Below are 25602 nucleotides of genomic sequence, written 5' to 3'. Positions count from 1 at the left end.
GTGATCAGCGAGCGCGTGGGTCAAGCATGTCGCGCAGGCCGTCACCAAGGACGTTCACAGCAAGAATGCAGACAGAAAGGAAAGCAGCAGGGAAGAACACGATGTGTGGCTTAACCTGCCAGAGCGTGCGGCCTTCCGAGATGATATTGCCCCAGGATGGAATGCTTGAAGGCGTGCCTGCACCGATGAACGACAGGATCGACTCCACCACCATGGCTGAGGCGCAGATGAATGTGGCGGCGATAATCACGGGGGTCATGGTGTTGGGAAGAATATGCTTGAGCACTATTTTCCACTCCGGCGTACCGCCAGTCAGCGCAGCCTCGATGTATGGCTTGTTGCGGAGGCTCAGGACACCGGCACGAACCAAGCGTGCAACGGTCGGAATTTCCGTAATTGCGATGGCTATGATCACATTGACCACGCTACCGCCGATCAGGGTCATCAGAGCGATGGCTAGCAAGATAGATGGGATGGAGATGATCGCATCCATGAGGCGCATTAGAGGGCCTTCAAGGACGCGGACGTAACCCGCTAACAGGCCGATGACGATGCCGATAAGCGATGCGATAACGGCTACGCTCAGGCCAACTGTCAGCGACACACGGGCGCCGTAGAGAACGCGAGAGTAGATGTCTCGGCCGAATGAGTCTGTGCCGAACCAGTGTTCCGCAGACGGAGCGCGATTGCGCATCGCGGGCGACATTGCTGTTGGGTCTACGGTGCCCAGCCATGGCGCTAAAATGGCGATAGTGGCGAGTACTAGAACTACAGTTGCGCCAAACACCACACTGGGGTGGCGACGAATGGCACTTAGGATTGTCATTTTCGTCATGTCCGGGGCTGGGCTCTGGTTAGCGGCGCATCTGCGGATCCATGGCCGCATAGAAGACGTCGATGAGGATGTTCACGAAGACATAGGCAAAGCTGAACAGCAGCACGATGCCTTGAATGATCGGATAGTCGCGTTGGAAGATCGCGTCAGCGGTCAGACGGCCAATCCCTGGGATGTTGAAGACGGTTTCGGTTACAACAGCGCCGCCGATGAGCATGACGACACCCTGACCGACGACGGTCGCGATTGGTACAGCAGCGTTGCGTAGGGAGTGAACGAACAGCACTGCGCGCTCAGAAAGACCTTTGGCGCGGGCCGTTCGCACGTAGTCTTGAGAGAGCACTTCGAGCATGGTGGCGCGGGTAATGCGGGCAATCGAGGCGATAAACCCAAGTGAAAGCACGAAGGAGGGAAGCAGAATGCTCATCACCCACTTACTGAACCCGCTGGCGATGGGGTTATAGCCCTGAACGGGGAACCACCCTAAGCGAACTGAAAAGAGGTAGGCGAGCAAATACCCCATCACGAACACCGGCACGGAGGTGCCCAGAACAGCGCCGCCGATAACTGCGGCATCCAGAGCCGAGCCTCGTTTCCAAGCGGCGAGAACGCCGAGCGGTATGGCAACGGTAACCGCTATTACGCAAGTCAAAGCCATAAGCGATAATGTCGGCTCGAGACGGGAGAGTATGGTCTGGAGAACCGGAATTTTGGTGTAGATGGAAGAGCCAAAATCGCCCTGGATGAGTGCCAAAGCCCAAATGCTGAAGCGCTCAATAAAGCCCTTATTGAGGCCCAATGCTTCGCGGATGCGCTCGATATCCGCATCTGACGCTGCTTCGCCCGCCAGCATTGTCGCTGGGTCGCCGGGAGTAAGATACAGCATGCTGAAAACCAGCAATGCTACGAGCGCCACGACAGGAATAGAGGCGAGCGTCCGCCAAAAAACGAATGGGAGCATAAGCCATCCTTAGTGCTCTGCGGCACCCTAGCAATGTTGGGAATGCGGAGGCTCGAAAGCCTCCGCAGGATCGGTTTATACGCGGTCGAGGAGCCAAGGGTAGATTACAGGCTTTGGTTCAAGACCGGTAATGTTGGAGCGCGCTGCGACGATGCTATAGAACTGACCGAGAGGAACCGTGGGCACTTCCTCAACCAGCATGTCCTGGATCCGCGCGAAGACAGTGACGTTGTCTTCCTGTGTTTCTGCCTGCATCCATTCAGTGATGAGGCCTTCCAGCTCTGCATTCTCATACCAGCCAGCGTAGCCCGCATCGCCATCACCACGCATGAACGGGTTTAGGGCTGGGTTCGCGATAGAAACTGGTGTCCAGGCGGAGGTGAAGATAGACCAGCCACCGTTGTCGACAGATTCACGCGACCGGCGTCGCTCAAGCAATGTGCCCCAATCCATGTCCTGCAGGTCAACGTTGAAGCCGGCCTTGCGCAACTGGTCAGCAACAATGGTCGATACTGTTGTGCCGATGAAGCTGGTCGTAGGGTTGAGGATAACGACGCGTTCGCCATTGTAACCTGCTGCTGCCAGTTCTGCTTTAGAGCGTTCGAAATCGCCTTGGTAGATGTCAAACAGTTCGCCAGCGTTTTCGATTACACCCGGAAGGCCACAGGGATACGTCGCCTTACAATCAGAGTAGAGGTCAGGAATCTGGTCGACGAGCGAGGCCAGAACGTCCTTCGGGGACAGCGCGCGCGCCGCGATACGGCGGAACTCGGCGTTGTTGAACGGCGCCTGAGTGCTGTTGAAACGAACGATTGGAACCTGTGCGTTGTACGGGATTGCTTTTACGTCGTCGCGACCTTCGATCAGTGGGAACAGGTCAGCGGAGACATACTGCAGAATATCGACTTCTGCTTGGTTGAGTGCGTTCAGACCGGTCGCCGGGTCGGTGTTGATCACCCACTCAATGCGGTCAAACTTGGCAACTTTGCCGCCAGCAGTCATTGCGCCCAGTTCAGCGCGTGGTTTGTACCCTTCGAACTTCTCGTAGACAGCCTTACTGCCGGAGACGAACTGTTCAGCGATGAACTTATACGGGCCCGAGCCAACCATTTCGGTGACAGGTTCAGAGGTTGGCTGCGCGGCTAGGCGTGCCGGCATGATGAAACACGGCGAGGAGTGTACCTTCGCCAGAGCATCGAGCATGCGCGGGAACTTCCACTTCAGGTTAATGCTGAATGTGACGTCGTCGACGATTTCGATGGTTTCGGTCGCTTCCCCAAGCAGACGCCCAAAGCCGTCGATCTGGCTCCAACGGTGCACTGATGCTGCGCAGTCTTCTGCCGTAACTGGTGCACCATCATGGAAGCTGAGGCCTTCGCGCAGGGTGAAGGTCCACGCCAGACCATCTTCCGACATCGAATAGGTGTCGACCATCTGCGGCTGCGGTGCAAAGTTCTCGTCAACACCGAAAAGCGTATCGAAAACATAGTAGCCGTGCTGAATGACGGTTTCTGCGGTAGAGGTCACTGGGTCAAGGCTGACCAGGTTCGTGGTGTAGAACAGCTTTAGAGTCTTCTGCGCGTCCTGAGCAAAAGCTACTCTAGGGAGGGCGCCAGTTGCCAATAAGGCAGAGGCTGCGGTTCCCAGCGCAAGGAAGCTGCGACGTTTCATTCGATTTTCTCCCAATCTTGTAGCGCTTGTGACAGTCGCTTGTCTTTCAGAGTGACCGAGCGGACGCAGATTGGACAACGGGGCAAAAACCGTGCGTTCAATATACTAACCATGACGCGAGGTCTGGGGCGGCGGATGTGCGTGCTATCCACGCTGAGTGTCAGCTTTGGAGTAAAAAACCGAGGTAAATCAAGCTCTAGTTTGTGGTCTGGCGTCCATTTCGCAGGTGAGAAAATGCAACGTTGCTGTTGTAGTCATTGACCTGGGCGAGGTGGTTTTTCACGATGCTGCCAATAGACCAGCATCTCTGGCGCTCCGCTCAGAGACTTTATGAGTGTCGTCATGCCCAATCGCCGCCTTTTGCTCGCGCACCTGATTCAAGAAGCGCACAGCTTTAATCCATACGTGATGTCACATGCGCAGTGTCAGTTGCACGAAGGCGACGCGAGCATAGCTCGATTGCGCGGCACAAACACTGTCGCGGGTGGCGTCATTGATATGGCGGAACAGGCTGGTGTGGAAGTCGTTTGCCCCATCGACATGCGCTTTGGCGCAGGTGGGCGCGTTGAACACTCCATCTATGAGTATTTCAAGAATGTAGTGGTCGAGGCAGCGGCGGCAGGCACGTACGATGCGATCGTTCTAGCATTGCACGGCGCGATGATGACTACTGAGCTCGATGATCCTGAGGCCGATCTCATGCAAGCCGTGCGTAGTGTGGTCGGACCGCATGTGCCGATCACGGCAGGCTTTGATCTGCATGCCCATGTCACCGAGCACACTATCGCTGAGTGCGATTATCTCACCGCTTTCCAGACCAACCCGCACATTGACATGGGCGAGACCGGTCATCGGCTCTTCGCCAAGACAATGGACATCATCAACGGTGAGTTCGAGCCCGTTTGCGCCTATATCCATTTCCCAATGCTGACGCTTGGGAACGACCGTCACGATCAGGAACCGCTGTTTTCGCTTTATGAGCGGTCCCGTGCAGCAGAGGCTACTGGTCGGGTGGTCGACTCCAGTATCTTCACTGTTCAGCAGTTCTTGGATATCGAAAACGTCGGCCAGACCATTCTTGTATATGGCAACGGCATCCACAGCGAAGCGATGGCATTCGCAGAGGAACTCGCGACTGGCCTGTGGGGCGCGCGTGATAGCTTGAGAGAGACTTTCGCCGACCTCGACCAACAGATTCTGCGTGCCAAATCTGCAGAGCAGAAGCGGGCGCTGATCTTGGGTGATCAGGGAGACCGCGTTGCCGGTGGTGGATTGGGGGATAGCACGCATATTCTCAAACGCGTGTTGGAGCTGGCGCCGGAAATCAAGGCTGCGATCCCGATTACCGACCCTGCGGCTATGGCCGCACTGCGTCAGCATGCTGTTGGTGACGTTGTGACACTGTCCGTCGGGGGCGGAATGTCGGGCTTTTTCGAGCCCGTAACAGTGACCGGGGAGCTCGTACGGATCAGCGAGAATGAGCGCTACACCCGTCGTGGTCCGTCGGGTGCAGGGTTGTCCGAGCCAACGGGCCCGTTCGCCGTTGTTCGCGTTGGCGCTATCGACATCGTTCTGACGGAACTGCCTTGCTACTATATCGACCCGAACAACTTCGTGGTGATGGGCATCGAACCTCAACTTTATGACATCGTCGTCACCCGCTCAGGTTATCACTACACCATGAACTTCGCCGAGGCCGGTGAGTGCGTCGTGGTTCAAACACCAGGCATGACATCCTATCAGGTCGAAAATTTGCCCTTTAAGCGCGCTCGTCCGATCTATCCACTGGATGACATCGCCTACAAGCCGCAGCGCGCTATCCGTCGCCGCAATGGCGTACCGGGTCACCCCGCTGCCTAATAGGCATAGAGCTTGGCGGCCGATCTGCCGAGCTCTCAACCGTTCTCTCGCCCGGAAATTTCTTAGGAGTTCACAATGTCGCCGGACGCATTCTTTGCATCGATCGAAAGCGAGATGATCGCTTGGCGTCGTGAGTTTCATCGAAACCCAGAGCTGGGTTTCCAAGAAGTCTGGACGTCGGACCGTGTTGCCAAGCTGCTGACCGAATTCGGGTATGAGGTCCATCGCGGTTTGGGCAAGACAGGCGTTGTCGGCACACTCCGGCGCGGGCAGGGGCCTTCGATTGGCTTGCGTTCCGACATGGACGCGTTACCGATTCACGAGCGGACTAACCTGCCTCACGCGTCGCGGATGGAAGGCAAGATGCATGCCTGTGGTCACGACGGACACATGGCCATGTTGCTCGGCGGTGCGAAATGGTTCGCATCGCAAGCGACCTTCTCTGGCACCTTGCACCTGATCTTTCAGCCTGCTGAAGAATTGGGCCAAGGCGCGGCAGCAATGATCCAAGATGGGCTTTTCGATCTTTTCCCAATGGACGCCGTCTACGGCCTGCACAATATGCCTGGCATCGAAGAGGGCATGGTCACCGTCCGCGTCGGCACTCAAATGGCCGCCATCGACTTATTTGACATCACTTTGACCGGCCAAGGTGCACACGCGGCCCAGCCTCATCTTGGGCAAGACGTGTTGCTGGCGGCTGGGCAGGTTCACACTCAACTGCAATCCATTGTCTCGCGCAATCTTGATCCGCAGAACGCTGCCGTCATCTCGGTAACGCAAATCCATGGCGGTGACAGTTGCAATGTCCTGCCTGACACCGCCACGGTTTCGGGATGTACGCGCCACCTCGATAAATCGACCCAAGCCATGATCCAGAAGCGCATGGCAGAAGTCGTCGCTGGGGTCGCCACAAGCTTTGGCATCGAAGGCCATCTAGACTATCGCAAAGCGTGCCCGGCCTCGATAAATACCCCCCGCGAGACGGCTCTTGCCACGGACGCGGCGATTGCAGCGCTCGGTGCTGATAAGTTCGAAGTCACCGAAAAGCCGTTGATGGGCTCGGAGGACTTCGCATTCATGCTCGAGGCAAAACCTGGCGCGTTTGTATTCCTCGGTGCAGGTAACCAAGGACCTGGCTGCGTGCTGCACAGCCCTACCTATGACTTCAACGACAGCATTCTAACCTCTGGCGCTCGATATTGGGCTGCCTTGGTCGATACAGCACTCGGACGCGCGTAGGAGCGAGTTTCGCAATCAGAAGAAAGACGCAGTCACCAATTCCTGCATTGCGTTGGGGAATGCAGGAATTGGGGCGACCACAGGCATTCCGGTTAGTCTCCCAAACAGTTTGGCAGCCCAGTCGCGCCGCATCATGGCTGGTTAAAAGTATTGATTGATCGACCACTAGCTATTGGACGCGCAATGAAAGCTAAGGGGTGGTTCTGTGTAGCATTGCACACTGCCGCAGGGCCTCGCTTTCTACGTCTTAAGCCTCGTTCCTACACGAGTGGGGGCGATATATTGAGGGGCGCGTGCCATTTGCATCTCTAGGCGGCGGCGCTCCAGACTAGTGTTACCCCCGAAATGCGCACTTTCTACGAAGACTGAAAAATTAAGAAAAAACACTACCTGGTCGCACGTAATAATAGACGACTAGTTCTGTAGAGTTTGTTGTGTTGTTCGCCAATCCTCGTAGGCTTTTTCTCAGATGAAGACCGCAAACCGGTCGTTGAGAAAAAGGGGCCTCGAATGTTCTTGTCGATCACGAATGGCAAAAAGCGCAGCAGAACCATGCTCTTGGGCGCGCTCTTTGCTTCTGTCTCAGCGCTCGGGGTGATGGCGCAGGATGCGCCGGTGCAGGGCGGGACGCTGATTTACCTCGAACAGCAAGCCCATACTAACCTTTACCCACCCGCTGGCGGATTTTACCCCAATAGCGGCATTCTCAATCAGATCACCGACAAGCTGACCTGGCAAAATCCGGAAACGCTCGCGATCGAGCCGTGGATCGCCCAGAGCTGGGAGATCAATGAGGACGCCACCGAATACGTGTTCAAGCTGCGCGAGGGCGTGAGCTTTTCCGATCGCACGCCGCTTGATGCGGAGGCCGTCAAAAAGAATTTCGACATCTTTGGTCTCGGCGACAAAACACTGGGCTACCCGGTCGCCGAGGCAATCAATAACTACGCCAGTAGCGAAGTCATCGATCCGCTGACCATTCGCTTCACCTTCAAGGCGCCAGCGCCCGGCTTTTTGCAAGCGACCTCGGTGATTGGGTCTGGTCTTGTGTCTCCGGATGTCCTGGCGCTGCCCTATGACGAATTGGGTGACGCCACCAAAATCATCGGCTCGGGCCCATTTGTGGTGGAGAGCGAAGTGCTGGGGCAGAGCCTCAACCTCAAGGTGCGCGAAGACTACAAATGGGGACCGGCTAGTCTCGAGCATCAGGGCCGCGCTTATCTCGACGGCATCCAGTTTATCGTAACGCCGGAAGACAGTGTGCGCATCGGTGCTCTGCTGGCGGGTCAGGCCGATTTCATTCGCCAGATCCAGGCCTATGACGAGCCACAAGTGGAAGCGCAAAACTATCTGATCCATTCTGCACCGACCCGTGGGGTCAACAACAATGCTGTGTTCCGTCCGGAAAACCCGCTAGTCGCTGACGTTAAGGTGCGCCAGGCGCTGACGGCGGCGACTAATGCCAAGGAAATCGTAGAGACGATATTTTCTGAGCATTATCCCGTCGCGACTTCGGTGATTGCCTCCACAGCGCTTGGCTATGTCGACCTCAGCGACAAGCTTGTCCATGACGTTGAGCGCGCTAAGGCACTGCTGGATGAGGCCGAGTGGACCGTGGGAGCCGATGGCATCCGCGAAAAGGATGGGCAGAAGCTCGAGCTCAATGTCTATGAGTCGCTGCCACAGCCTCAGAGCCGGGCCTCCTTGCAACTGCTGAGCCAGCAGTGGGCGCAGGTGGGTGTCAAGTTGAACGTGCTGGCCGGTGACGCCGGCAGCGCCGCTGTCGATCGCCTCGACCCGCTCAAGACCCCGGTGACCCCGGCCATGGTGGGCCGCGCCGATCCGGACGTGATCAAATCCAATTTCTATCCGACCAATCGTGATGCTCTGCTGCAAAAGGGCGGGCTCAACGCCAATGCAACCTGGGAAGACCCCGAGCTGAACAAATTGCTTGTGGCGATCGCTTCGGAAGCTGACAGCGCCAAGCGCCTTGAGCTGACAGGGCAGGTGCAGGCCTACCTTCTCGACCAGGCCTATGTGATCCCGATCTTCGAGGAGCCGCAGGTTTTTGCAGGAGCGCCCTATGTCAACGGTGTGGGCTTCGAGGCTGTGGCGCGCCCAAGCTTCTACAGCACCTGGCTCGCGCCGCGCTGAGGCGGTCAGGCGCCCCGGTCATCGGGGCGCCACCGAAAAACATCCCTTGCTGGAGAGGTTTGATGACATATCTCGCACATCGGATTGGGCAGGCGGCCATCGTGCTACTGCTGGCGTTCACTGCGTCATTCCTATTGCTGCAGGCGCTGCCCGGCGACGCTATTTTGATCAAATATCAGAACCCGGAAATGGGGCTGAGCGCTGAGCAGATTGCCGAAATCCGGCTGCTCTATGGAGCCGATGCGCCGCTCTGGGTGCAGTATGGTAATACGCTCTGGAACTTTGCAAAGGGTAGTTTTGGCTACTCAATGCAGGCTGGCGTGCCGGTGACGCATGTGCTGGCGGTCAACCTGCCGCCGACCTTGAAGCTGGCGTCTTTGGCTGTGGTGGCTGCTGTCGTGGTCGCCTTTGCCTTGGCCTTTGCCGCAACGCTCGCGCCGTTCCGCTGGCTGCGAAATGCTCTTGTCACGCTGCCTGCGCTCATTGTCTCCGTTCCGGTATTCTGGCTCGGCATCATGCTGATCCAAATCTTTTCGTTCCGCCTGCGGTTGGTGCCGATCATCAACCCCAACGAGTTTCAGGCCTTGGTCTTGCCGGTGCTAACCCTGGCCCTGCCCATCGCCGCGCCCTTGGCACAAATCCTCATCCAGAGCCTTGATCAGGTGGAGGCGCAGCCTTTCGTCTCTGTCGCGCGGGCCAAGGGCGCAACGCGTAAGGGCGTGTTGTGGCGGCATGTACTGCGCAATGCGCTACTGCCGGTTCTGACCGTTGCGGGACTGTTGTTCGGCGAGCTGCTGGCCGGAGCCGTGGTGACGGAAACCGTTTTCGGCATCAATGGCCTGGGCCGGGTGACCGAACAGGCGGTGAGCAATCAGGACACGGCCGTATTGCAGGCCATCGTGCTGCTGGCGGCGCTGGGCTTTGTGCTCATCAACCTCATTGTCGATCTCGTCGCGCCGCTGATCGATCCCCGTCTGAAACGCAATCTGGAGGTTGGCGCATGACGACGCTTGATGTCTTTCGGGCCAAGACTGGCCCTGGGCGTTTGCCTCGGGTTGACGTGACCTTGGTGCTAGCCTGGGTGGTGATCGCCCTTGCCGTCGCCTTTGCGGTCGCGCCGGGACTGTTCACCCCACATAGCGGGACAATTGGCCTGCCGGGCAATCAGCTGCGAGCGCCCGATGCCGCGCACTGGTTTGGGACTGATGAAATCGGTCGCGATGTCTTGGCGCGCATTATCTACGGCGCGTTCAATTCGCTCTCCGGCGCGCTTGTCGCGGTTATCGTCGGCTTTGTCGGTGGCGCGGCACTGGGGCTGATCTCAGGGTCGGCCGGGGGCAGAATTGATACGCTAATCATGCGCCTTGTTGATGTTCTCTTGTCGGTGCCGGGGCTGCTGCTTCAACTTTCCATCATCATCATTCTTGGCTTTGGCACGATCAATGTTGCTGCGGCGGTAGGTGTCACGACCATTGCAGGCTTTGCTCGCTTGATGCGGTCGGAGGTGATCAAGGTACGCCGCGCCGATTACGTGGAAGCCGCATTCGGCAGCGGCGGAGGCTTTGCTGCGGTGCTGTGGCGGCACGTATTACCCAATTCGCTCGGCACCATGATTGCCTTCGCCGCGCTGCAATTCGGCACTGCCATTCTCGCCATCTCGACCCTGGGTTTTCTGGGCTATGGCGCGCCGCCGCCAACGCCCGAATGGGGGCTCCTGATTTCGGAGGGTCGGAAATATCTGACCTCGGCTTGGTGGCTCTCGGCCTTCCCCGGCTTTGCCGTCATCCTTGTTGTTCTTGCTGCAAATCGCATCAGCCAATCACTGCGGAGATCGTCATGAATATGCACTTCTTCTCGCATGCCAAGCCGCCTGTTTTGGCGGTTGATAATCTGAGCATTTCCTACGCCATGGCCGACGGCCGGAAGCAGGTCGTCAACTCCGTGTCCTTCACAGTCGGTGCGGGGGAAGTCGTCGCCTTGGTCGGGGAATCCGGCTCGGGCAAGACCACGACGGCGCAGGCTGTCATTGGGCTTTTGCCGGATAACGGTCGGATCGATGGGGGCACAATTCGCCTCAACGAGGCGGACATCAGCGCATGGTCGCAGCGCCGCCTCGATGCAGTGCGCGGACAGGTCATCAGCCTTATCCCGCAAGATCCGGCCAGCACCCTCAATCCGGTGCAGCCGATTGGCCGTCAGGTCGAGGAAGTTCTGGCGCTTCATGGTTGGCGTAATGGGAAATTGCGGCGGCAACGCGTGATTGAACTGCTCACCCGTGTGGGGCTGAACGAACCAGAGCTGCGCTACCACCAATATCCGCATGAACTCTCAGGCGGTATGAAGCAGCGTGTGCTCATCGCCATCGCGGTTGCCTTGAGGCCTGCATTGATCATTGCCGATGAGCCCACAAGCGCCCTTGACGTGACCGTGCAGCACCGCATTCTCGATCTGATCGACGAGTTGCGCGCCGAGTTCGGCACTTCGGTGCTGCTGGTAACTCATGATCTCGGCGTGGCGGCGGACCGGGCCGACCGAATTGTCGTATTGCGCAAGGGTGAAGTGCAGGAAGAGGGGCCAACAGGACTGCTCTTGGCTGCACCGAAAAGCGCCTATGCCCGTCAACTGCTCTCTGACGCGCCAGCTCTGACCAAGACCCAATTCAAGCCGGCGCCAAGGGCGGCAGAGCCCGCGGTGGTTGTTGAAGGGGTGCGGCAGGTCTTCCCAGTTGGCGCGCGCCAAGTGGTGGCGGTCGATAGCCTGTCCTTCTCCATCGCACCGGGCACAACGCACGCTTTGGTGGGGGAATCGGGCTCGGGAAAGACCACCACGGCGCGGTCTATTGTTGGATTGCAGAAGCCAAGTGCGGGCAGCATTGTGATCAATGGGGTGGAAACCACCAATCTCATCGGCGCGGCCAAGCGGACGTTCCGACGCGATGTGCAGCTCGTTTATCAAAACCCCTTTTCCTCGCTCGATCCGAGCCAGACCATTATCGATATTGTTGGCGAACCCCTGCGCAATTTCGGCACGGTCTCGCGGCGCGACCGCGATGAGCGTGCGGCTGAGTTAACTGAAAAAATTGGTCTGCCGATTGACGTGCTCAAGCGCCACCCACGTGCGCTTTCAGGTGGTCAGCGCCAGCGCGTGGCCATTGCTCGGGCGCTGATCCTCGAACCGCGCTTTGTGGTGCTTGATGAAGCCGTTTCAGCGCTGGACGTGACCGTGCAGGCGCAGATCCTTGAGCTTCTGACGGAACTCCAGGAGCAGTTGGGTCTGACCTACCTCTTCGTAACCCATGACCTCTCAGTGGTGCGCCAGATCGCCCACACGGTCACGGTTATGCAGGCAGGCAGGGCGGTCGAGACCGGACTTGTCTCCGACGTTTTCACCAATCCCTCAACTGAATATACGCGCGCACTGCTCGCGGCCATTCCAGGCCGTGCACTCGCCGCCCGTCAAAACTTCGAGTTTGCTGGAGCGGCACAATGACCAGACAAAAACGCCTGGGCTTTTTCACCCGCCTATTGGACGATGTTTCGCCTGCAGAGCGCTATCGCCTCGCCACCGAACAAATCGTGCATGCCGAAAACCTCGGCTTTGACTCGGCTTGGGTGGCGCAGCACCACTTTCACCGCGCTGAGGGTGGGCTACCATCGCCACTTGTCTTCCTGAGCCATGTGGCGGCGAAGACGAAGACTATTCGCCTCGGCACGGGGATCATTACCCTGCCGTTGGAGTTGCCGTTGCGGGTCGCCGAAGATGCCGTTGTACTCAATCTGTTGAGTAATGGCCGGGTCGAAATCGGCATCGGTAGTGGCGGCACCCCAGAGTCCTTTACCGCCTTTGGCCTCGACAGCGCGCAGCGCGGACCGATCAACGGCGCTAACCTCACTATTCTGCGCAAGGCTTTTGCCGGCGAGGAGGTGGGCGGGGGCAATCGGCTTTATCCTGATGGCCAGGCGCTGCTCAATCGCATCTGGCAGGCGACTTTTTCGGTTGAAGGTGGTGTTCGGGCCGGGCAGGCGGGCGATGGGTTGATGCTGTCTCGAACTCAGCCGCGCAGCAATGACAATCCCAAGGCCAGCCTTGCCGATCTGCAACAGCCGATTATCGACGCCTATCTCGAAAACCTGCCCAAGGGTGTGGAGCCGCGCATACTCGCGTCGCGAACACTGTTCGTGGCTGATAATCACGCCAGCGCCTTGCATTGGGCTGATCAAGGACTGCGTGGGTTTGGCGCGAAAACTGCGCAAGCTGCGGGGATCACCGCGCCGCTAACGCTGCAGGAGCTGATCACGCTGACCGATACCCATGTGGGCTCGGCCGAAGCGGTGACTGAAAGCCTGTCGCAAGACCCCGTGCTCGATCGCGCCACCGATATCTCCTTCCAGGTGCATTCGGTTGATCCGCCACACGCGCTCATTTTGCGCTCGCTCGAACTTGCCGCGCGAGACGTAGCCCCGGCGCTGGGCTGGCGCAATGCGCCCGCCGTCGCCATTGCCAGTTAAGAGAGGAAACACAATGAGTAGCGATTTTATCGATCTGGTGCTGTCGATCACGCCCGGCTCGCATCTGGACCAATTGCGTCGGCACCGTGAAGTGGCGCGCGACAATATCCAGAAGGCCTATGAGGCGCTGTTTTCGCCGCGTGATGCGAGCGAGGTGAGCCTGTATGAGCGTTTCGCTATCGCCAGCTTTGTCACAGGCCTGCATGGTCAGCTGGTGCTGGCGGACCACTATGCCCATAGACTCTCGACCACGGAGCACGGCGTGGTCACTGGCGGCATTATCAATGCCGAGAGAGAGCGCGGGACGACCGAAGGCCCCTATGGAAATTATCCGGAAGGTCCGCTCTCTACTGAGAATAAAGCGGGACTGATTTATGCCGTTTCGCCCGAGCATCGCGAGGCTCTGGGTGAAAGGCTCGCGGCGGCGCTCGAACATGCGCATCTGCTGATTTTCCGTCCACGCGATGCGAGCAAGGCGGCGCTCGACAGATTGATCGCGGCGGGGTGGAGCACGGCTGGTATCGTGACCATATCGCAGCTCGTGTCTTATCTCGCTTTCCAGACACGCATTGTCGAAGGGCTGAGTGCTTTGGCGGCAGCGCGTGTTACCGCGCCGCGCCTGCCCAATGTCGTTCCTGCATCCGCGATTGCCTGAGGTCCATCATGTCTCATTCCAATACAGTACCTAATGTTTTCACGCAGGAAGAATTGGGCTGGACGCCGTGGCTTGATCCGCTGGCCGAAAGCGATCTGACGGATCGTCACCGTGCCGGGCTAGTCGATGCTTCACGTTCAAAATCCCCTTATTTCATGCTTCTTGCGCATGACCCGGAAGTGGTCGAAGCGCGCACCAAGGCTGACAAGGATATTTTCTATAATCCCCATGGAGGGCTGCCGCGCGCTGAGCGTGAGCTCTCGGCGTCGGCAACCTCACGATATAACGGCTGCATTTTCTGCGCTTCGGTGCATTCTCGCTTTGCATCGAGCCATTCTAAGCGCCGGGACGACGTGCAGCGCCTCCTAGACGAGGGCGTCGATACCGATCTTGGCGAGCGCTGGAATGCAGTAACAGATGCGGCGGTGGCGCTGACTGATACTCCCGTGCGCTTTGGCACAGATGAGATCGAAAAACTCCGCGCTGCCGGGCTCGATGATTTCGAAATCACAGATGTCATCGCCACGTCGGCCTTTTTTAACTGGGCCAACCGTCTGATGCTGTCGCTGGGCGAGCCGCTGCCACCTGCGGTGAAAGCGTAATGGGCCATCCCAGTCAGTCGCTCCAGCCGCAGAGCGGTGATTTTCGTCTTGTCATGCGGCAGCTTGCGGGCGGTGTGTCAGTGGTCACGTCAGGCAGTGGTCATGATCGAGGCGGCTTCACCGCCACCTCGATTATCTCACTCTCGGTGGCGCCACCGCGTCTGCTGATATCGGTTGATCAACGATCTGCGACGCTGCCGCTCATCAGGCAAACGGGCGCGTTCTCGGTGAGTTTCCTCGCTGCCGATCAGCAGCATGTCGCCGAAGCCTTCTCCGGCCAAACTGGGCTAGTGGGCGCAGATCGGTTCAGCATCGGGACGTGGCAGTCTTTGCTGGGCAAGGGCCACGAACTGGTCGGGGCTCTGGCCAATGTCACCTGTGTGGTCGAGGAGATGCTCGAGCGCCATGACCATGTGCTTGTTATCGGTGAAGTCGCGTGGTCGTCGACAGGTGAAGGTCGCCCGCTCGTTCACTGGCAGCGCAGGTTCAGTCAGATCGGGTTGCATGCGGTGCCCTTGATATGAGGGTCAGCAAAGTGACCAAGCCATCAAAATCGGGCAACCCCGAAGTCTATGGCGTGCAGCACAAGCAGCGACTTTAGCCGCGTTCGTTGGCGAAGCTGTGGTCACGGTTCGCAAGGGCGACCTTATTGCGATCAACGTCTACTGGGCTCTCCTAGCGAGTAGGAGCTGGCCATCCGCTGACGTGAGTTACGAACTCTTAGGCTGCTTTGGGTGGTCGATGCAGGGGTCTTTCCCTTGAACGCTGCCTTGGAGATCACAAATGTGATCGAAATTCAGCGTCTTAGACCCACTCTTGTCTCGGAGGTATGTTGCGCCCCAGTGAAATAGACGCAATGGTCGTCAAGTATACTTGGCCATTGTGAATTTTGCTTGCGGGGAATGATGAGTACATCGGGCGCTGAAACTTACGCTAGGCTTATGAACCTCCATGGGCCGATCGTGTCAGAGCGCCAGCAAATGCTACTCGATTTGACGCCTGACTGCATAAAGGCGCTTACGCCTGATGGTGTGGTTCTAACGCTCAACAAGGCCGGACGCAGAGCGCTTAATGTTCCTGATGATAGTCCGTTCGGCATGACTTGGCTGTCACTGTTACCCGAAGAGGTCCACCCGGCAGCAACAGCCGCACTGCAAGTGGCGATCACCGGACAAAGCACGCGTTTTCTCGGGAAATCACTCCAAGCTGGGCAAGAGATATTCTGGGATAATCTCCTCCTGCCTCTGATTGATCCGGCACAAGGCGTAATCTCCATCCTGTGTATTTCTAGGGACGTCTCAGAGAAGGTCGCTTTGGAGACCAAACTTGAACGCGCCCTTGAGCGTGAGCGCATTTTGGCTCGCGAAATGCGTCACCGAATTAAGAACATGTTTTCGGTTGTATCTGGCCTTTCAGCAATCGCCCAAGCAGAGGCCCGTTCGCAGGGGGATCAGGCCGCAGCCTCGGGAATTTTTCAAGGTAAACTAGACGCGCTATCGCGCGCTTCGGACGCCATTTTCGAAACGGACATCGCAGGTGGTTCAGATCTGGTAAGTTTCCGCAGCATCATCGAAGCCATTTTGAAACCATATGGTTCTCGATGTGAGATCGTGAGCGATGATGTCCAAAAAATTCGTCGCAGTGACGTGACAACCTATGCTCTCATTTTGCATGAGATGGCCACGAATTCGGTCAAATACGGCGCCTTGAGCAATAGCAAAGGGACCGTCATTCTCTCGTGGTCTAATCGAGGGTCTTCGCTGGACCTGGAATGGACAGAAACAGGAGGTCCTGCGATCGATTATCAGGGCCGAATTGGCTTTGGTACGCAGATGGTTGATCGGGTTGTCAGGTCGGCCCAGGGAGCGGTGCAAAGGTCATGGCTCAAGTGTGGTCTGGCCGCAATCGTTAGCCTGCCAGCGGTCAGCGGATAGTAGTTTTTAACGCAACGAATGGCGAATTTCGAGACAGACGCGGTGCTTTCCAAAAGCGCTCGATCGTAGGTTTGTTTTGGGAAGGTGCTCGCTCCAGAATTCCGCAGCGAGCATGTGATTGGGCGTTTTTAAGGCTTAGTCAAAAATCAATACTGACTTTCCACGCGTGTGCCCACCAAGTACGGCCGCATAAGCATCGCGAGCCTTTGAGAATGGGAAGGATTGGCTGACTTCCCAAGTCAGTTGTCCGGTGGCAAGACCATCAACGACGTGTTGCAAGTTCTTGGGATTTCGTTTCACCCAAATGGCTTGCACCCGGGGGGATGACACTGGTTTACCTGCGATTGTCGCCACGATGCCGTCAGCTTTGACTGTCGCTAGCGATGCGAGAGTGGCTTCTTCCGTCCCGGACATATCCACTGATGCATCAAACGGTTGTGGCTGAATCAGCCGGAGCCGTTCAACAAGCCCTGGGCCGTAAACTGTGGCCGATGCCCCCATTGCGCGCAGATAGTCCTGATTTCTCTCGGACGCGGTTGCAACAACCTTGATCTCCCGCTCCTGAGCCAGCTGAATCAAGATGGAGCCGACACCACCTGAAGCTCCATGGATAAGCAGCGACGAAATCTCACCCAGCTCGTCGAGTATGGTCATCGCCGTTTGCGCTGCGCCGGCTAGTGAGCCTGCCACATCCCAACGCATATCCTTTGGTTTGCGGATCAGATTGCTCAGCGGTACGTCGATGACCGTAGCGTGGGTGAAACCATTGCCTGACCCCAAAACGTCATCGCCGATGGCCCAGCCTTGGGTGCCCGGAGGCAATTCCGAGATCACGCCTGCAAACTCGGTGCCAAACGCCTGCGGCAGGGCGGAATGCTTGAACTCACCAGTCATCCGACGGGCATCGATTGGGTTGATGCCCGCCGCCTTTACCGAAATGCGAGCCATCCCGGGTGCCAGTGGCGGCAGTGTATTGCGGATAGTTTGGAGTACGTCGGACTGCCCATACTGCGCCGCGACTAAAATTACGCTTTCCATTTCAGACCTACCGTGTGTGTTCGGCGCTTTTGCGCGTCGGTTGGCTATTGTTTTAAGGGTGGGTCAATCTATAAGGAAACAGCAAGGTTTGAGCTTCATCGTTCCATTTATGATACCAATATGCGCGATTTGAACTCTCTTCGGATATTCCGTGATGTCGTAAAGGCGGGGGGCTATGCTGCTGCATATCGACAGACGGGTCAAAGTCGGGCAACGCTCAGTCGGCATATCGCTGCCTTGGAAGAGGAACTCGGGGCTCGGCTTATTGAGCGCAGCACCCGCAGTTTTCGTCTGACAGGATCTGGGCGCATTCTCTACGAGCGCGCTGTCGAACTCTTCGCGGGTCTGGATGAGACCGTTGCCGTAATCGAAGATCGCCAACACCGGCCACAAGGCCTGGTTCGCATAACCGTTCCGCCTTCGCTGTTGCAACTGCTCATCGGCCGAGAGATTTTAAAGTATTTGGCAGAAGCGCCTGATGTGCGGGTGCAGATCGAAGCAACAAATAGGGTCGCTGACTTACGGCACGACAATGTCGACCTCGTTATTCGCGCACGGTCGAATTTAGACTATCCCCTCGATTACGTACCTGTGCGACTGGCGGCGATGGAGCTTGCCATCGTCGCCCAGCCAAAGTGGACCGAAAAATGGGTTCAAACCTTGGAGCAGGCGCGTGAGAACATACCGGTTCTGGCTTGGAGCGGCACAGAAGGCGAGAGCCATTGGACGCTCTACGACAATGCTGGCAATCCTAAAAACGTCGCGCTGCAGCCAAGGCTAATTGTCGACGATATTGACACATTGCGCGATGCGACACTTGCCGGATTGGGGATGGCTCAAATTCCGCGCGTCTATGTCCAAGATGATCTATCCATTGGGCGCTTGGTGGAGATCAAAACAGATTTTCGTCCACCGATAAGCATTGTCCACGCCGTGCATTTGGGGAACCGTGGCATGCGGCCAGCGGTCCGGCATCTCCTCGACTGGCTAAAACAGGCGACCCGCCAACTAAACTGATCGGTACGGTCGCGACGGCTGTTGCTGCGTGCGTTATGCGACGCATCTCGTGTTTCAGCACCCTGCGAATGACCGGATTGGGGAGCCATGTGCCGAGCTGGTTGACGGCGGCAGGGGAAGGAATACGACTTTGATGCCGCGAAATCCAGCAAGCATATACTAGATTGGCTAAGTCCGTTTCGGGCAGCGGATCATGGCGACGGAAAAGAGCTGACCGCGGCGTCACGCTGCAGGTGCACACTTTCCATACTTGCCTGTGCCGGAACGCCCTGTGGTTTTCGCCGGAACTCCAAACGACGTTCGTGTAGGAACGGACTACTCGCCGACCTGGTGGTTCGATGATGGCGCGAAGAGGCGGTCGCGGGAGCCGGCGAGGTGGGTGCGCATCAACTGACGGGCTCGCTCACTGTCACCCTGCGCAATAGCTTCGGTAATGGCGGTATGTTCAACAAAAACATGTGCAAGACCATCAGACGTACGGCGGAGCGAGAGGCCATGTAGGCGCATGCCGACGGCGATGTGCTCCTCAAGCGCCTGCATGGCTGTGACGAAATAGGGGTTCGACGAGGCCTGAGCGATTGAGAGGTGGAACATGAAATCGGCATCGGCGCGGTGCGCTTGCCGGTTGGTGGCGTCGCGCAGCAGATCGAGTGCGGTCTTGATCTTCGTCAGCGCTTCCGGAGTGCGGCGCTGGGCGGCAACGGCAGCGGCTTCAGGCTCAATAGTGAGGCGGAAATCATAGCAGTGCTGGAGATCGGAAAGGTTCTCCATCTGACCAAAGCCGAGAGGTTCGCGAATGCCTTGCTCGCGTACGAAACTGCCTGCGCCGCGGCGGGAATAGATCAGGCCTTGATCGCGCAGTTTTTGCAGTGCGTCGCGGACGACCGGGCGAGAGACCTGAAACTCTGCAGCAAGGGCGTGTTCCGTCGGGAGGCGCTCGTCGACGGCATAGGCACCGGATTTGATCGATTTCTGGATACGGTCAAACACCGTTTCGGATAGGCTGCGGCGACCTGCTGGAGTGTCAGACATGGGAAGAGCTAACTCCATAGGCGGAGGGTGAGAGAAGGCGGACGAGGGCGTCGGTAGCGCCAAAACCGCCTGATTTGGAAACAACAGTCAAGCCGTCTGCGCGCGAGATGGGCAAGCCCGGTAGCGCTTCGCCTATGAGTTCGAGGGCGTGCAGACCAAGATCTTGCAATATGGTCTGTGCGGTTGCGCCGCCCGACAGCACAAGCAAGGCGTTCTGTTTGGGAGCGAGGCCGCCTAGGCTCGTGGCAAGAGCTGCGGCAACTTCAGGACCAGTGGCGTGCACTGCACCGGGTGTTGCTTGCAAAATGGTAAGCGGCCGTTCGGCAAGCCCGCTGGGATGGGCCTCTCCATTGGGGGCGCTGATATAGGTGAGATCGGAGTAGGTGGAGCGGAGGTGCTCCACTTGCGCCAGGGTTATTGGGTCCGTGGAGCCGATCACTACATAGGCCGGGCTGAGTGGGTATTCTGGCGCGCGAGAGGCAGTGCCGCACATGGTTTTGGCCAGCGCGTTTGCGAGTCCGCGCGCGCCGATGAGAAGGTCATAGTCGTCCGTAAGGGCCGTTTCTATGTCCTCCTGGGACGCTGTGTCGGGAATGGTGGCGCGGGCCGCATGACAGCCAAGCACTTGCGCAATCGAAATTGGTGTTGCGACCCCGAAGCCGGTGACGCATCCATTCTCGACCACGCGACCGAAATCGGGAATGGCGGGGAGCAACACACTACGGTCGTACGGAATTGCAGAGAGCTCGGCCTCGATATTGCCCTTGAGGCGTGAGTCCACCTTTTTGAAAAGTTTTATGCCGGCGGGTAGGGCTGCAATAACCTCCGCGACGCGGGCTTGTGCTCGCTCAGGCGAGACTTCGCGGCTGTCGGTTGAGATAGCGATCACACGTGGCTGGCTGGAGAGGGCTTGGTTGAACCCCTCCATGTCCAAAGCAGCACGGGTGGAGATGCCACGCATCGCGAAGGGCGCAGCAGCGTCGAGGGCACCGGTGAGGTCATCGGCGATGATGGCCAGCTCAAGCATTGGCCAAAACTGCGCGGCGTTGGGCTTGAACAGTCGGGTCAGGATCGAGATTGGCGGCGAGGAGCTTTTGGGTATAGGGCTCGCGTGGCGCATCGAAAATTTGGGCGGTCGGACCGATTTCGACGATTTCGCCGGACTTCATGACAATGACCGTATCGGCAAAATCACGCACCACTCCGAGGTCGTGGGCGATGAAGAGGAACGAAATACCAAGGCGTTTGCGCAGATCATCGAGCAGGGCGATCACTTGAGCCTGAATCGATACGTCGAGAGCCGAGACCGCCTCGTCGCAGATGATAAGTTCAGGCTCGAGCGCGAGCGCGCGGGCGATGGCAATGCGTTGGCGCTGGCCACCAGAGAACTGGTGGGGGTAGCGATCAATATGCTCGGCAGAGAGGCCGACCTGATCGAGCAGTTCGAGCACCCGGTCGCGGCGCGCTTGCTTACTGGGCATCAGCTTGTGGATGTCCCATCCCTCTGCAATCAGGTTGTAAACTGACATGCGCGGATTAAGCGATTGGGTGGGGTCCTGAAACACCATCTGGATTTCTCGGCGGACGGCAAGAAGATCGCGCGCGCTGAGGGTAATGAGGTCTTTGTTCTTCCAGAGGGCGCGGCCACTGTCGGCTTGTTCGAGACGGAGGAGGGTGCGTGCCAAGGTAGACTTGCCTGACCCACTCTCTCCCACAACGGCTAAGCTCTGGCCACGTGATAGGGTGAAAGAAACGCCCTTGAGCGCGTGGAACTGACCGTAGGTTTTGCTAAGATTGTCGACGCTCAAGAGCACTGGGGCCGAGCGATCAAGCAACTTGATGTCGCCTTTGCCCGGTGCAGCCCCAATGAGCTTTTGCGTGTAGGCGTGCTTGGGCGTGTGGTAGACCTCATGCACTGTGCCGGTTTCGACGATCTCACCCTTGTTCATCACGACCACGCGGTCAGCGATTTCGGCGACAACGCCGAGATCGTGCGTGATCAGTACCAGCGCCATACCGGTTTCGGCTTGTAGCTCTTTGAGCAACGCGAGCACTTCGGCCTGAATGGTCACGTCGAGCGCCGTGGTGGGCTCATCGGCGATGAGAATATCGGGTTTGAGCATGAGTGCCATGGCGATCATCAGGCGCTGGCGTTGGCCGCCAGAGAACTGATGGGGGTATTTGCGCATGGCCTTTTCCGGTTCGGGCAGGCCGACGCGCGCAATCAGTTCAAGTGCACGCTTTCGTGCCATGTCGCGGGGACGCCCGTGCGCCGTCATCATCTCCACAATTTGCCACCCAACGGTATAGACCGGGTTGAGGTGGCCAAGCGGGTCTTGGAAAATCATGGCAAGCTTTTTGCCATTCAAGGCGCGATGCTCCTCGGCGCTGATCTTGAGAAGGTCCTTGCCCTCGTACATGATTTCGCCAGAGACGATTTCTGCGGGCGGAGTATCGAGCAGGTTCATTACCGCATTGGCGGAGACAGATTTGCCCGAGCCGCTCTCGCCTAAAATGGCAAGAGTTTCACCGCGCGAGACGGACCAACTGACATTCTTGACCGCATGGAATGTGCCGCGAGCGGTGTGAAAGTCGACAGACAGGTTTTTAACGGTCAGCAGCGCTTCAGACATTCTTGGTCCTCCGGGCTTCCAGACGCCAGCGCTGGGCCGGGTCGAGCGCAACGCGCATCCAGTTCGAAAGCAGATTGAGCGAGAGAGCGGTGAGCACAATCATCAGGCCGGGCCAGAACGCGAGCCACCAGGCGGTGTTAAGATAGGGTCGGCCCTGGCTGACCATAAGGCCCCAAGTGATGTTGGGTGCCTGCACGCCGATGCCGAGGAAAGATAGCGAAGATTCAGCGAGCATTACGAATGCGAAATCGAGCGTTGCAATAGTGACCAGTGTTGGAGCCACAACCGGCAAGATGTGCTTGAGAATGATGCGGGCGTGGTTAGCCCCCATGACGACCGCTGCCTGCACGAACATGCGCTCGCGTACTTCGAGCACCTCCGCTCTGGTGGTTCGCAAATAGATCGGGATGCGGGTGATGGCCAGCACGAGGATCATATTTGGGATCGAGGGGCCGAGCACATAGAGCACCACGACAGCGATGAGCAGCGAGGGGAAGGACATAATGACGTCAGCCAGACGCATGATGACTTGCGAGGTATTTTTACCCATGTAGCCAGCGACGAGGCCGAGGCCTGCGCCAACAGTTAGCGCAGCGGCTACGGTGCCCAAGGCGATGAAAAATGTGCTCTGCGCTGCCACGATGAGGCGTGCCAGCATCGGGCGCCCCAATGAGTCTCCGCCAAGGAAGAACACCCAGCCGCGCTCTAAGCTGAACGGCTCCAGATTACGCCCGCGCAAGTTCTGACGTGTTGCGACCTCGCCGAGGAGGGTAGGCCCAATAATCGCGGCGATCAGGATCAGCAGCAGGATGATAGCAGAAAAGAAAGCGAGCTTGTCGCGCCAGAGCATGGAGAGCAGCGAGGTGCCTTTGCTTTCGGGCGCGGAGTTTGGCTGTGCGGCGATATCGGCCATCGGAAGCTCCTAGTGACGGATACGCGGATCGAGCAAGCCATAGGCGATATCGATCAGGATATTCATGATGAAGATGGCGAGCGCGGTGATCATGATCGCCGCGAGAACCACGTTGAAATCGCGCTGCAAAATGCTGTCGATCATCAACTTGCCGATACCTGGGAAGCCGAAAATGGTTTCGACGATAACTGCCCCGTTGAGCATGGCAGCCGCCTGGTCGCCAATGACCGTAATGACCGGCAGCATGCCGTTGCGAAGCGTGTGAACGAAGATCAGCGGCGTGTTCTTAACGCCCTTTGCGCGGGCAGTTTTCACGTAGGGAGCAGCAAGTGCGGAGAGCATTGAGCCGCGCACAACCTGAACGATCAGGCCGAAGGGGCGAATGAAGAGCACGGCAATGGGAAGAACCCAATGCCAAGGCGTGCCGACGCCAGAGGTGGGGAGCCAACCCAGGCCCAGGGCAAAGATGACGATAGCTACAATCGCGATCCAGAAATCAGGTGCTGACGCGCCGATCAAAGAAACGATGGACACTAAGCGATCAAAGAAACCGCCAACGTTATACGCCGCGAGAGAGCCAAGTATGATGGCCGCCACAACAGCTAGGGTCATGGTGATTAACGCTAGGGGCAGGGTCCAAGCATAGGCTTCCAGCACGATGTCGAGAGCAGGCCGCGCTTTGCGCAGGCTCTCGCCAAAATCGAGTTGGCTCAGATCAACGAGATAGAACCAGAATTGTTCGATCACAGGACGGTCGAGGCCGTGCAAGCGTCGGAACTCTTCCTTCATCTGGTCTGTCGCATCGATGGGCAAGAACAGCACAGCGGGATCCCCGGTGAGCCGTGAGAGAAAGAAAACGAGCACCATCAGGACGAGCAGCGATAATGTGCTCGCGATGGCGCGTTGCCCAATCAACTTGATCATACAGAGTGTCCCTTAGACGTCTCGGCGATGTCGGCGAACCGACACCGCCAGGGTTGTATCGTGCTTACTTGAAGCCGATTTCACTCAGCTGTAGCTGACCGTTGGTCGCAATGGTCGGGGTGAAGTCGAGGCGCTCGCTGACGCGGCTGAGACCAACCATGTGGAACAGCAGGACGTCGGCAACGGCTTCATCGTGGACATAGGCGAACACATCGGACCAGAGCGCGGAGCGTTCGTCGCCAGTCGCAGCAGAGGCCTTAGCGATCATATCGTCAAGCTTGGGATCGGCAACGCCCGACTGGGTGCCATCGCTCGCATACTTGAAGAACATCGAGAAGACTGGGTCGCCGCGGCTGTTGTCATGCTGCGCCATGATTAGACGCGTGCCTTCGCTTTCTGGGTAGGGCTTGGAGTAGAACTGTTCGTGTTCGGCCACTTCAACCATGCGTACCGATGCATTAAAGCCTGCGTCGCCTAGCATCTGGGTGATCGCTTCAGCAACTTCCGTGACGTTCGGGAAATTCTCGGTGCGGGCGATAATTTCGATCGGCAGGCTGGTGTCGACGCCATCAGCTGCAGCTTCGGCAAGCAACTGCTTGGCGAGTTCTGGATCGTAGGCTGGCGGCTTGAGTGCTGCATTCCAGCCCAGAGTGGTGGGCGGAGTCATGGCAACAGCCAGTTCAGTGCCTTCAGGCAGAATGGTTCCGATGAACGCTTCACGGTCGATAGCGGCATTGAGTGCCTTACGAACGCGGATGTCGCTGGTCGGTGCATCCTGGCTGTCGATACGCAGGTAGACGGTTTCCGAATTCGGGTAAGCGAAATCGAGTGCCTTGTTATCAGCGGATTCGGCGGTGATCTGGGGGGCGATATCGGCTTCACCAGCGGCCACCATGCCGGCGCGAACGGTGGCTTCCGAGCGGAAGACGTAGGTCGCCTTGGTTACTTCAGGCTGCTCACCCCAATAATCGGCGCGGCGCTCAAGAATAATGTGCTGACCAGCGGTCCAATCGGTGAGGGCGTATGGGCCTGTACCGACAGGGTCACGGACGAATTCGATTGGTGTTTCTGACGGAACGATGGTGACGAGCGACATCAGTAGCGGCAGAATTGGCTGCGCAGGCTCCGCCTTCACATTGATCGTCTGGGCATCGATAATGTCGAAGGTGAGCGCGGTATCAGCGAAGTAGCGCTTGCTTTCACAGGTGATCTGGTCGCTGAAAACTCGATCAAAAGAGTGCTTGACGTCGGCGGCGTCAAAGTCGGTGCCGTCAGAGAACTTCACGTTTGGACGCAGCTTAAACTGCCAAGTACCCTCGCCGAGATCTTCCCAGCTTTCGGCTAGGCGCCCTGTCAGGCCCTTGTCACCGCGCACGTCGAGTTCGGTCAGCGTTTCGCTGATGTTCTGCATCACTACGCGACCGATGTTCGAACGGGTGGCCATGCAAGGCTCCACCAGATCGAGCTCTTCGCTCAGAACAACGGTGATGTCGGTGTTTGCCTGGGCCATTGCCGGGGCGATGGACGTGGACGCCAAAAGCGCGCCAACGAAAATCGGCTTCAAGTACATGTTTGCCTCCCTCCGCAGTTGTCGATCGGCGCATGGGCTGCTGCGGCAGCGCG

General features: G+C 57.9%; 22 protein-coding genes. 12 read left to right on the top strand and 10 right to left on the bottom strand.

Going from position 1 to position 25602, the window contains the following annotated elements:
- Window positions 1-4: 4 nt before the first annotated feature.
- The 3 genes from JHC09_RS08300 to JHC09_RS08290 all read right to left on the bottom strand — a co-directional run bounded on the left by JHC09_RS08300 (window position 5) and on the right by JHC09_RS08290 (window position 3467).
- Window positions 5-826: an ABC transporter permease gene (locus JHC09_RS08300; RefSeq protein ID WP_248308935.1), complete on the bottom strand. Its 822-nt coding sequence runs from the start codon at window positions 824-826 to the stop codon at window positions 5-7.
- 28 nt (window positions 827-854) lie between these two features.
- Entirely contained in the window at window positions 855-1796 is a 942-nt protein-coding gene (locus JHC09_RS08295) for an ABC transporter permease (protein WP_199531558.1), read from the bottom strand.
- A 75-nt stretch (window positions 1797-1871) separates the two neighbouring features.
- Complete coding sequence (locus JHC09_RS08290; RefSeq protein WP_199531557.1) at window positions 1872-3467, bottom strand: ABC transporter substrate-binding protein; 1596 nt, start codon at window positions 3465-3467, stop codon at window positions 1872-1874.
- A 342-nt stretch (window positions 3468-3809) separates the two neighbouring features.
- Between JHC09_RS08290 and JHC09_RS08285 the strand changes: the two genes are divergently transcribed.
- The 11 genes from JHC09_RS08285 (at window position 3810) to JHC09_RS08235 (ending at window position 16422) form a co-directional block, all read left to right on the top strand.
- Window positions 3810-5327 carry a M81 family metallopeptidase gene (locus JHC09_RS08285; protein ID WP_199531556.1) on the top strand — a complete coding sequence of 506 codons (1518 nt, stop codon included), beginning with the start codon at window positions 3810-3812 and terminating at the stop codon, window positions 5325-5327.
- A 75-nt stretch (window positions 5328-5402) separates the two neighbouring features.
- A complete protein-coding gene (locus JHC09_RS08280) occupies window positions 5403-6569 on the top strand; it encodes a M20 aminoacylase family protein (protein WP_199531555.1) in 1167 nt (388 codons plus the stop codon).
- Window positions 6570-7121: 552 nt separating this feature from the next.
- The gene (locus JHC09_RS08275; RefSeq protein WP_199531670.1) at window positions 7122-8723 is read left to right on the top strand and encodes a TIGR04028 family ABC transporter substrate-binding protein; all 1602 of its coding nucleotides are present in this window, start codon (window positions 7122-7124) and stop codon (window positions 8721-8723) included.
- Between the two features lie 59 nt (window positions 8724-8782).
- Window positions 8783-9727: an ABC transporter permease gene (locus JHC09_RS08270; RefSeq protein WP_199531554.1), complete on the top strand. Its 945-nt coding sequence runs from the start codon at window positions 8783-8785 to the stop codon at window positions 9725-9727.
- The gene (locus tag JHC09_RS08265) at window positions 9724-10563 is read left to right on the top strand and encodes an ABC transporter permease (protein WP_199531553.1); all 840 of its coding nucleotides are present in this window, start codon (window positions 9724-9726) and stop codon (window positions 10561-10563) included. The genes JHC09_RS08270 and JHC09_RS08265 overlap by 4 nt, the downstream gene beginning before the upstream one ends.
- A 2-nt stretch (window positions 10564-10565) precedes the next feature.
- Window positions 10566-12212, top strand: a complete 1647-nt coding sequence (locus JHC09_RS08260; protein ID WP_199531669.1) for an ABC transporter ATP-binding protein — start codon at window positions 10566-10568, stop codon at window positions 12210-12212.
- Window positions 12209-13231: a putative FMN-dependent luciferase-like monooxygenase gene (locus tag JHC09_RS08255; RefSeq protein WP_199531552.1), complete on the top strand. Its 1023-nt coding sequence runs from the start codon at window positions 12209-12211 to the stop codon at window positions 13229-13231. Before JHC09_RS08260 ends, JHC09_RS08255 begins: the two co-directional genes overlap by 4 nt.
- Window positions 13232-13244: 13 nt before the next feature.
- Window positions 13245-13886 carry a CMD domain protein gene (locus JHC09_RS08250; RefSeq protein WP_199531551.1) on the top strand — a complete coding sequence of 214 codons (642 nt, stop codon included), beginning with the start codon at window positions 13245-13247 and terminating at the stop codon, window positions 13884-13886.
- Window positions 13887-13894: 8 nt separating this feature from the next.
- Entirely contained in the window at window positions 13895-14488 is a 594-nt protein-coding gene (locus JHC09_RS08245; RefSeq protein ID WP_199531550.1) for an alkylhydroperoxidase domain protein, read from the top strand.
- A complete protein-coding gene (locus JHC09_RS08240) occupies window positions 14488-15012 on the top strand; it encodes a flavin reductase family protein (RefSeq protein ID WP_199531549.1) in 525 nt (174 codons plus the stop codon). Before JHC09_RS08245 ends, JHC09_RS08240 begins: the two co-directional genes overlap by 1 nt.
- 378 nt (window positions 15013-15390) lie before the next feature.
- Window positions 15391-16422 (top strand): PAS domain-containing protein, encoded by a 1032-nt coding sequence (locus JHC09_RS08235; protein ID WP_210338124.1) that lies wholly within the window; start codon window positions 15391-15393, stop codon window positions 16420-16422.
- A gap of 135 nt (window positions 16423-16557) precedes the next feature.
- Here JHC09_RS08235 and JHC09_RS08230 read toward each other — a convergent pair whose 3' ends face one another.
- Window positions 16558-17460 (bottom strand): NADP-dependent oxidoreductase, encoded by a 903-nt coding sequence (locus JHC09_RS08230; RefSeq protein ID WP_199531547.1) that lies wholly within the window; start codon window positions 17458-17460, stop codon window positions 16558-16560.
- A 120-nt stretch (window positions 17461-17580) separates the two neighbouring features.
- Between JHC09_RS08230 and JHC09_RS08225 the strand changes: the two genes are divergently transcribed.
- Window positions 17581-18477: a LysR substrate-binding domain-containing protein gene (locus JHC09_RS08225; RefSeq protein ID WP_199531546.1), complete on the top strand. Its 897-nt coding sequence runs from the start codon at window positions 17581-17583 to the stop codon at window positions 18475-18477.
- A 315-nt stretch (window positions 18478-18792) separates the two neighbouring features.
- On the opposite strand, the gene JHC09_RS08220 is transcribed toward JHC09_RS08225, so the two are convergent.
- The 6 genes from JHC09_RS08220 to JHC09_RS08195 form a co-directional block, all read right to left on the bottom strand.
- On the bottom strand, window positions 18793-19509 hold the full coding sequence (locus JHC09_RS08220) for a FadR/GntR family transcriptional regulator (RefSeq protein WP_199531545.1): 717 nt from the start codon (window positions 19507-19509) through the stop codon (window positions 18793-18795).
- Entirely contained in the window at window positions 19502-20536 is a 1035-nt protein-coding gene (locus tag JHC09_RS08215) for a four-carbon acid sugar kinase family protein (RefSeq protein ID WP_199531544.1), read from the bottom strand. Before JHC09_RS08215 ends, JHC09_RS08220 begins: the two co-directional genes overlap by 8 nt.
- The gene (locus tag JHC09_RS08210; RefSeq protein WP_199531543.1) at window positions 20529-22142 is read right to left on the bottom strand and encodes an ABC transporter ATP-binding protein; all 1614 of its coding nucleotides are present in this window, start codon (window positions 22140-22142) and stop codon (window positions 20529-20531) included. Before JHC09_RS08210 ends, JHC09_RS08215 begins: the two co-directional genes overlap by 8 nt.
- Window positions 22135-23055: an ABC transporter permease gene (locus JHC09_RS08205; RefSeq protein WP_199531542.1), complete on the bottom strand. Its 921-nt coding sequence runs from the start codon at window positions 23053-23055 to the stop codon at window positions 22135-22137. Before JHC09_RS08205 ends, JHC09_RS08210 begins: the two co-directional genes overlap by 8 nt.
- A 9-nt stretch (window positions 23056-23064) precedes the next feature.
- Entirely contained in the window at window positions 23065-23979 is a 915-nt protein-coding gene (locus JHC09_RS08200) for an ABC transporter permease (RefSeq protein ID WP_199531541.1), read from the bottom strand.
- 64 nt (window positions 23980-24043) lie between these two features.
- The gene (locus JHC09_RS08195; protein WP_199531540.1) at window positions 24044-25549 is read right to left on the bottom strand and encodes an ABC transporter substrate-binding protein; all 1506 of its coding nucleotides are present in this window, start codon (window positions 25547-25549) and stop codon (window positions 24044-24046) included.
- Between the last annotated feature and the right edge of the window lie 53 nt (window positions 25550-25602).

The organism is Devosia sp. MC532, from assembly GCF_016461625.1.
Taxonomy (GTDB): Bacteria; Pseudomonadota; Alphaproteobacteria; order Rhizobiales; family Devosiaceae; genus Devosia.
This window is presented reverse-complemented; position numbering and strand designations above follow the sequence as displayed.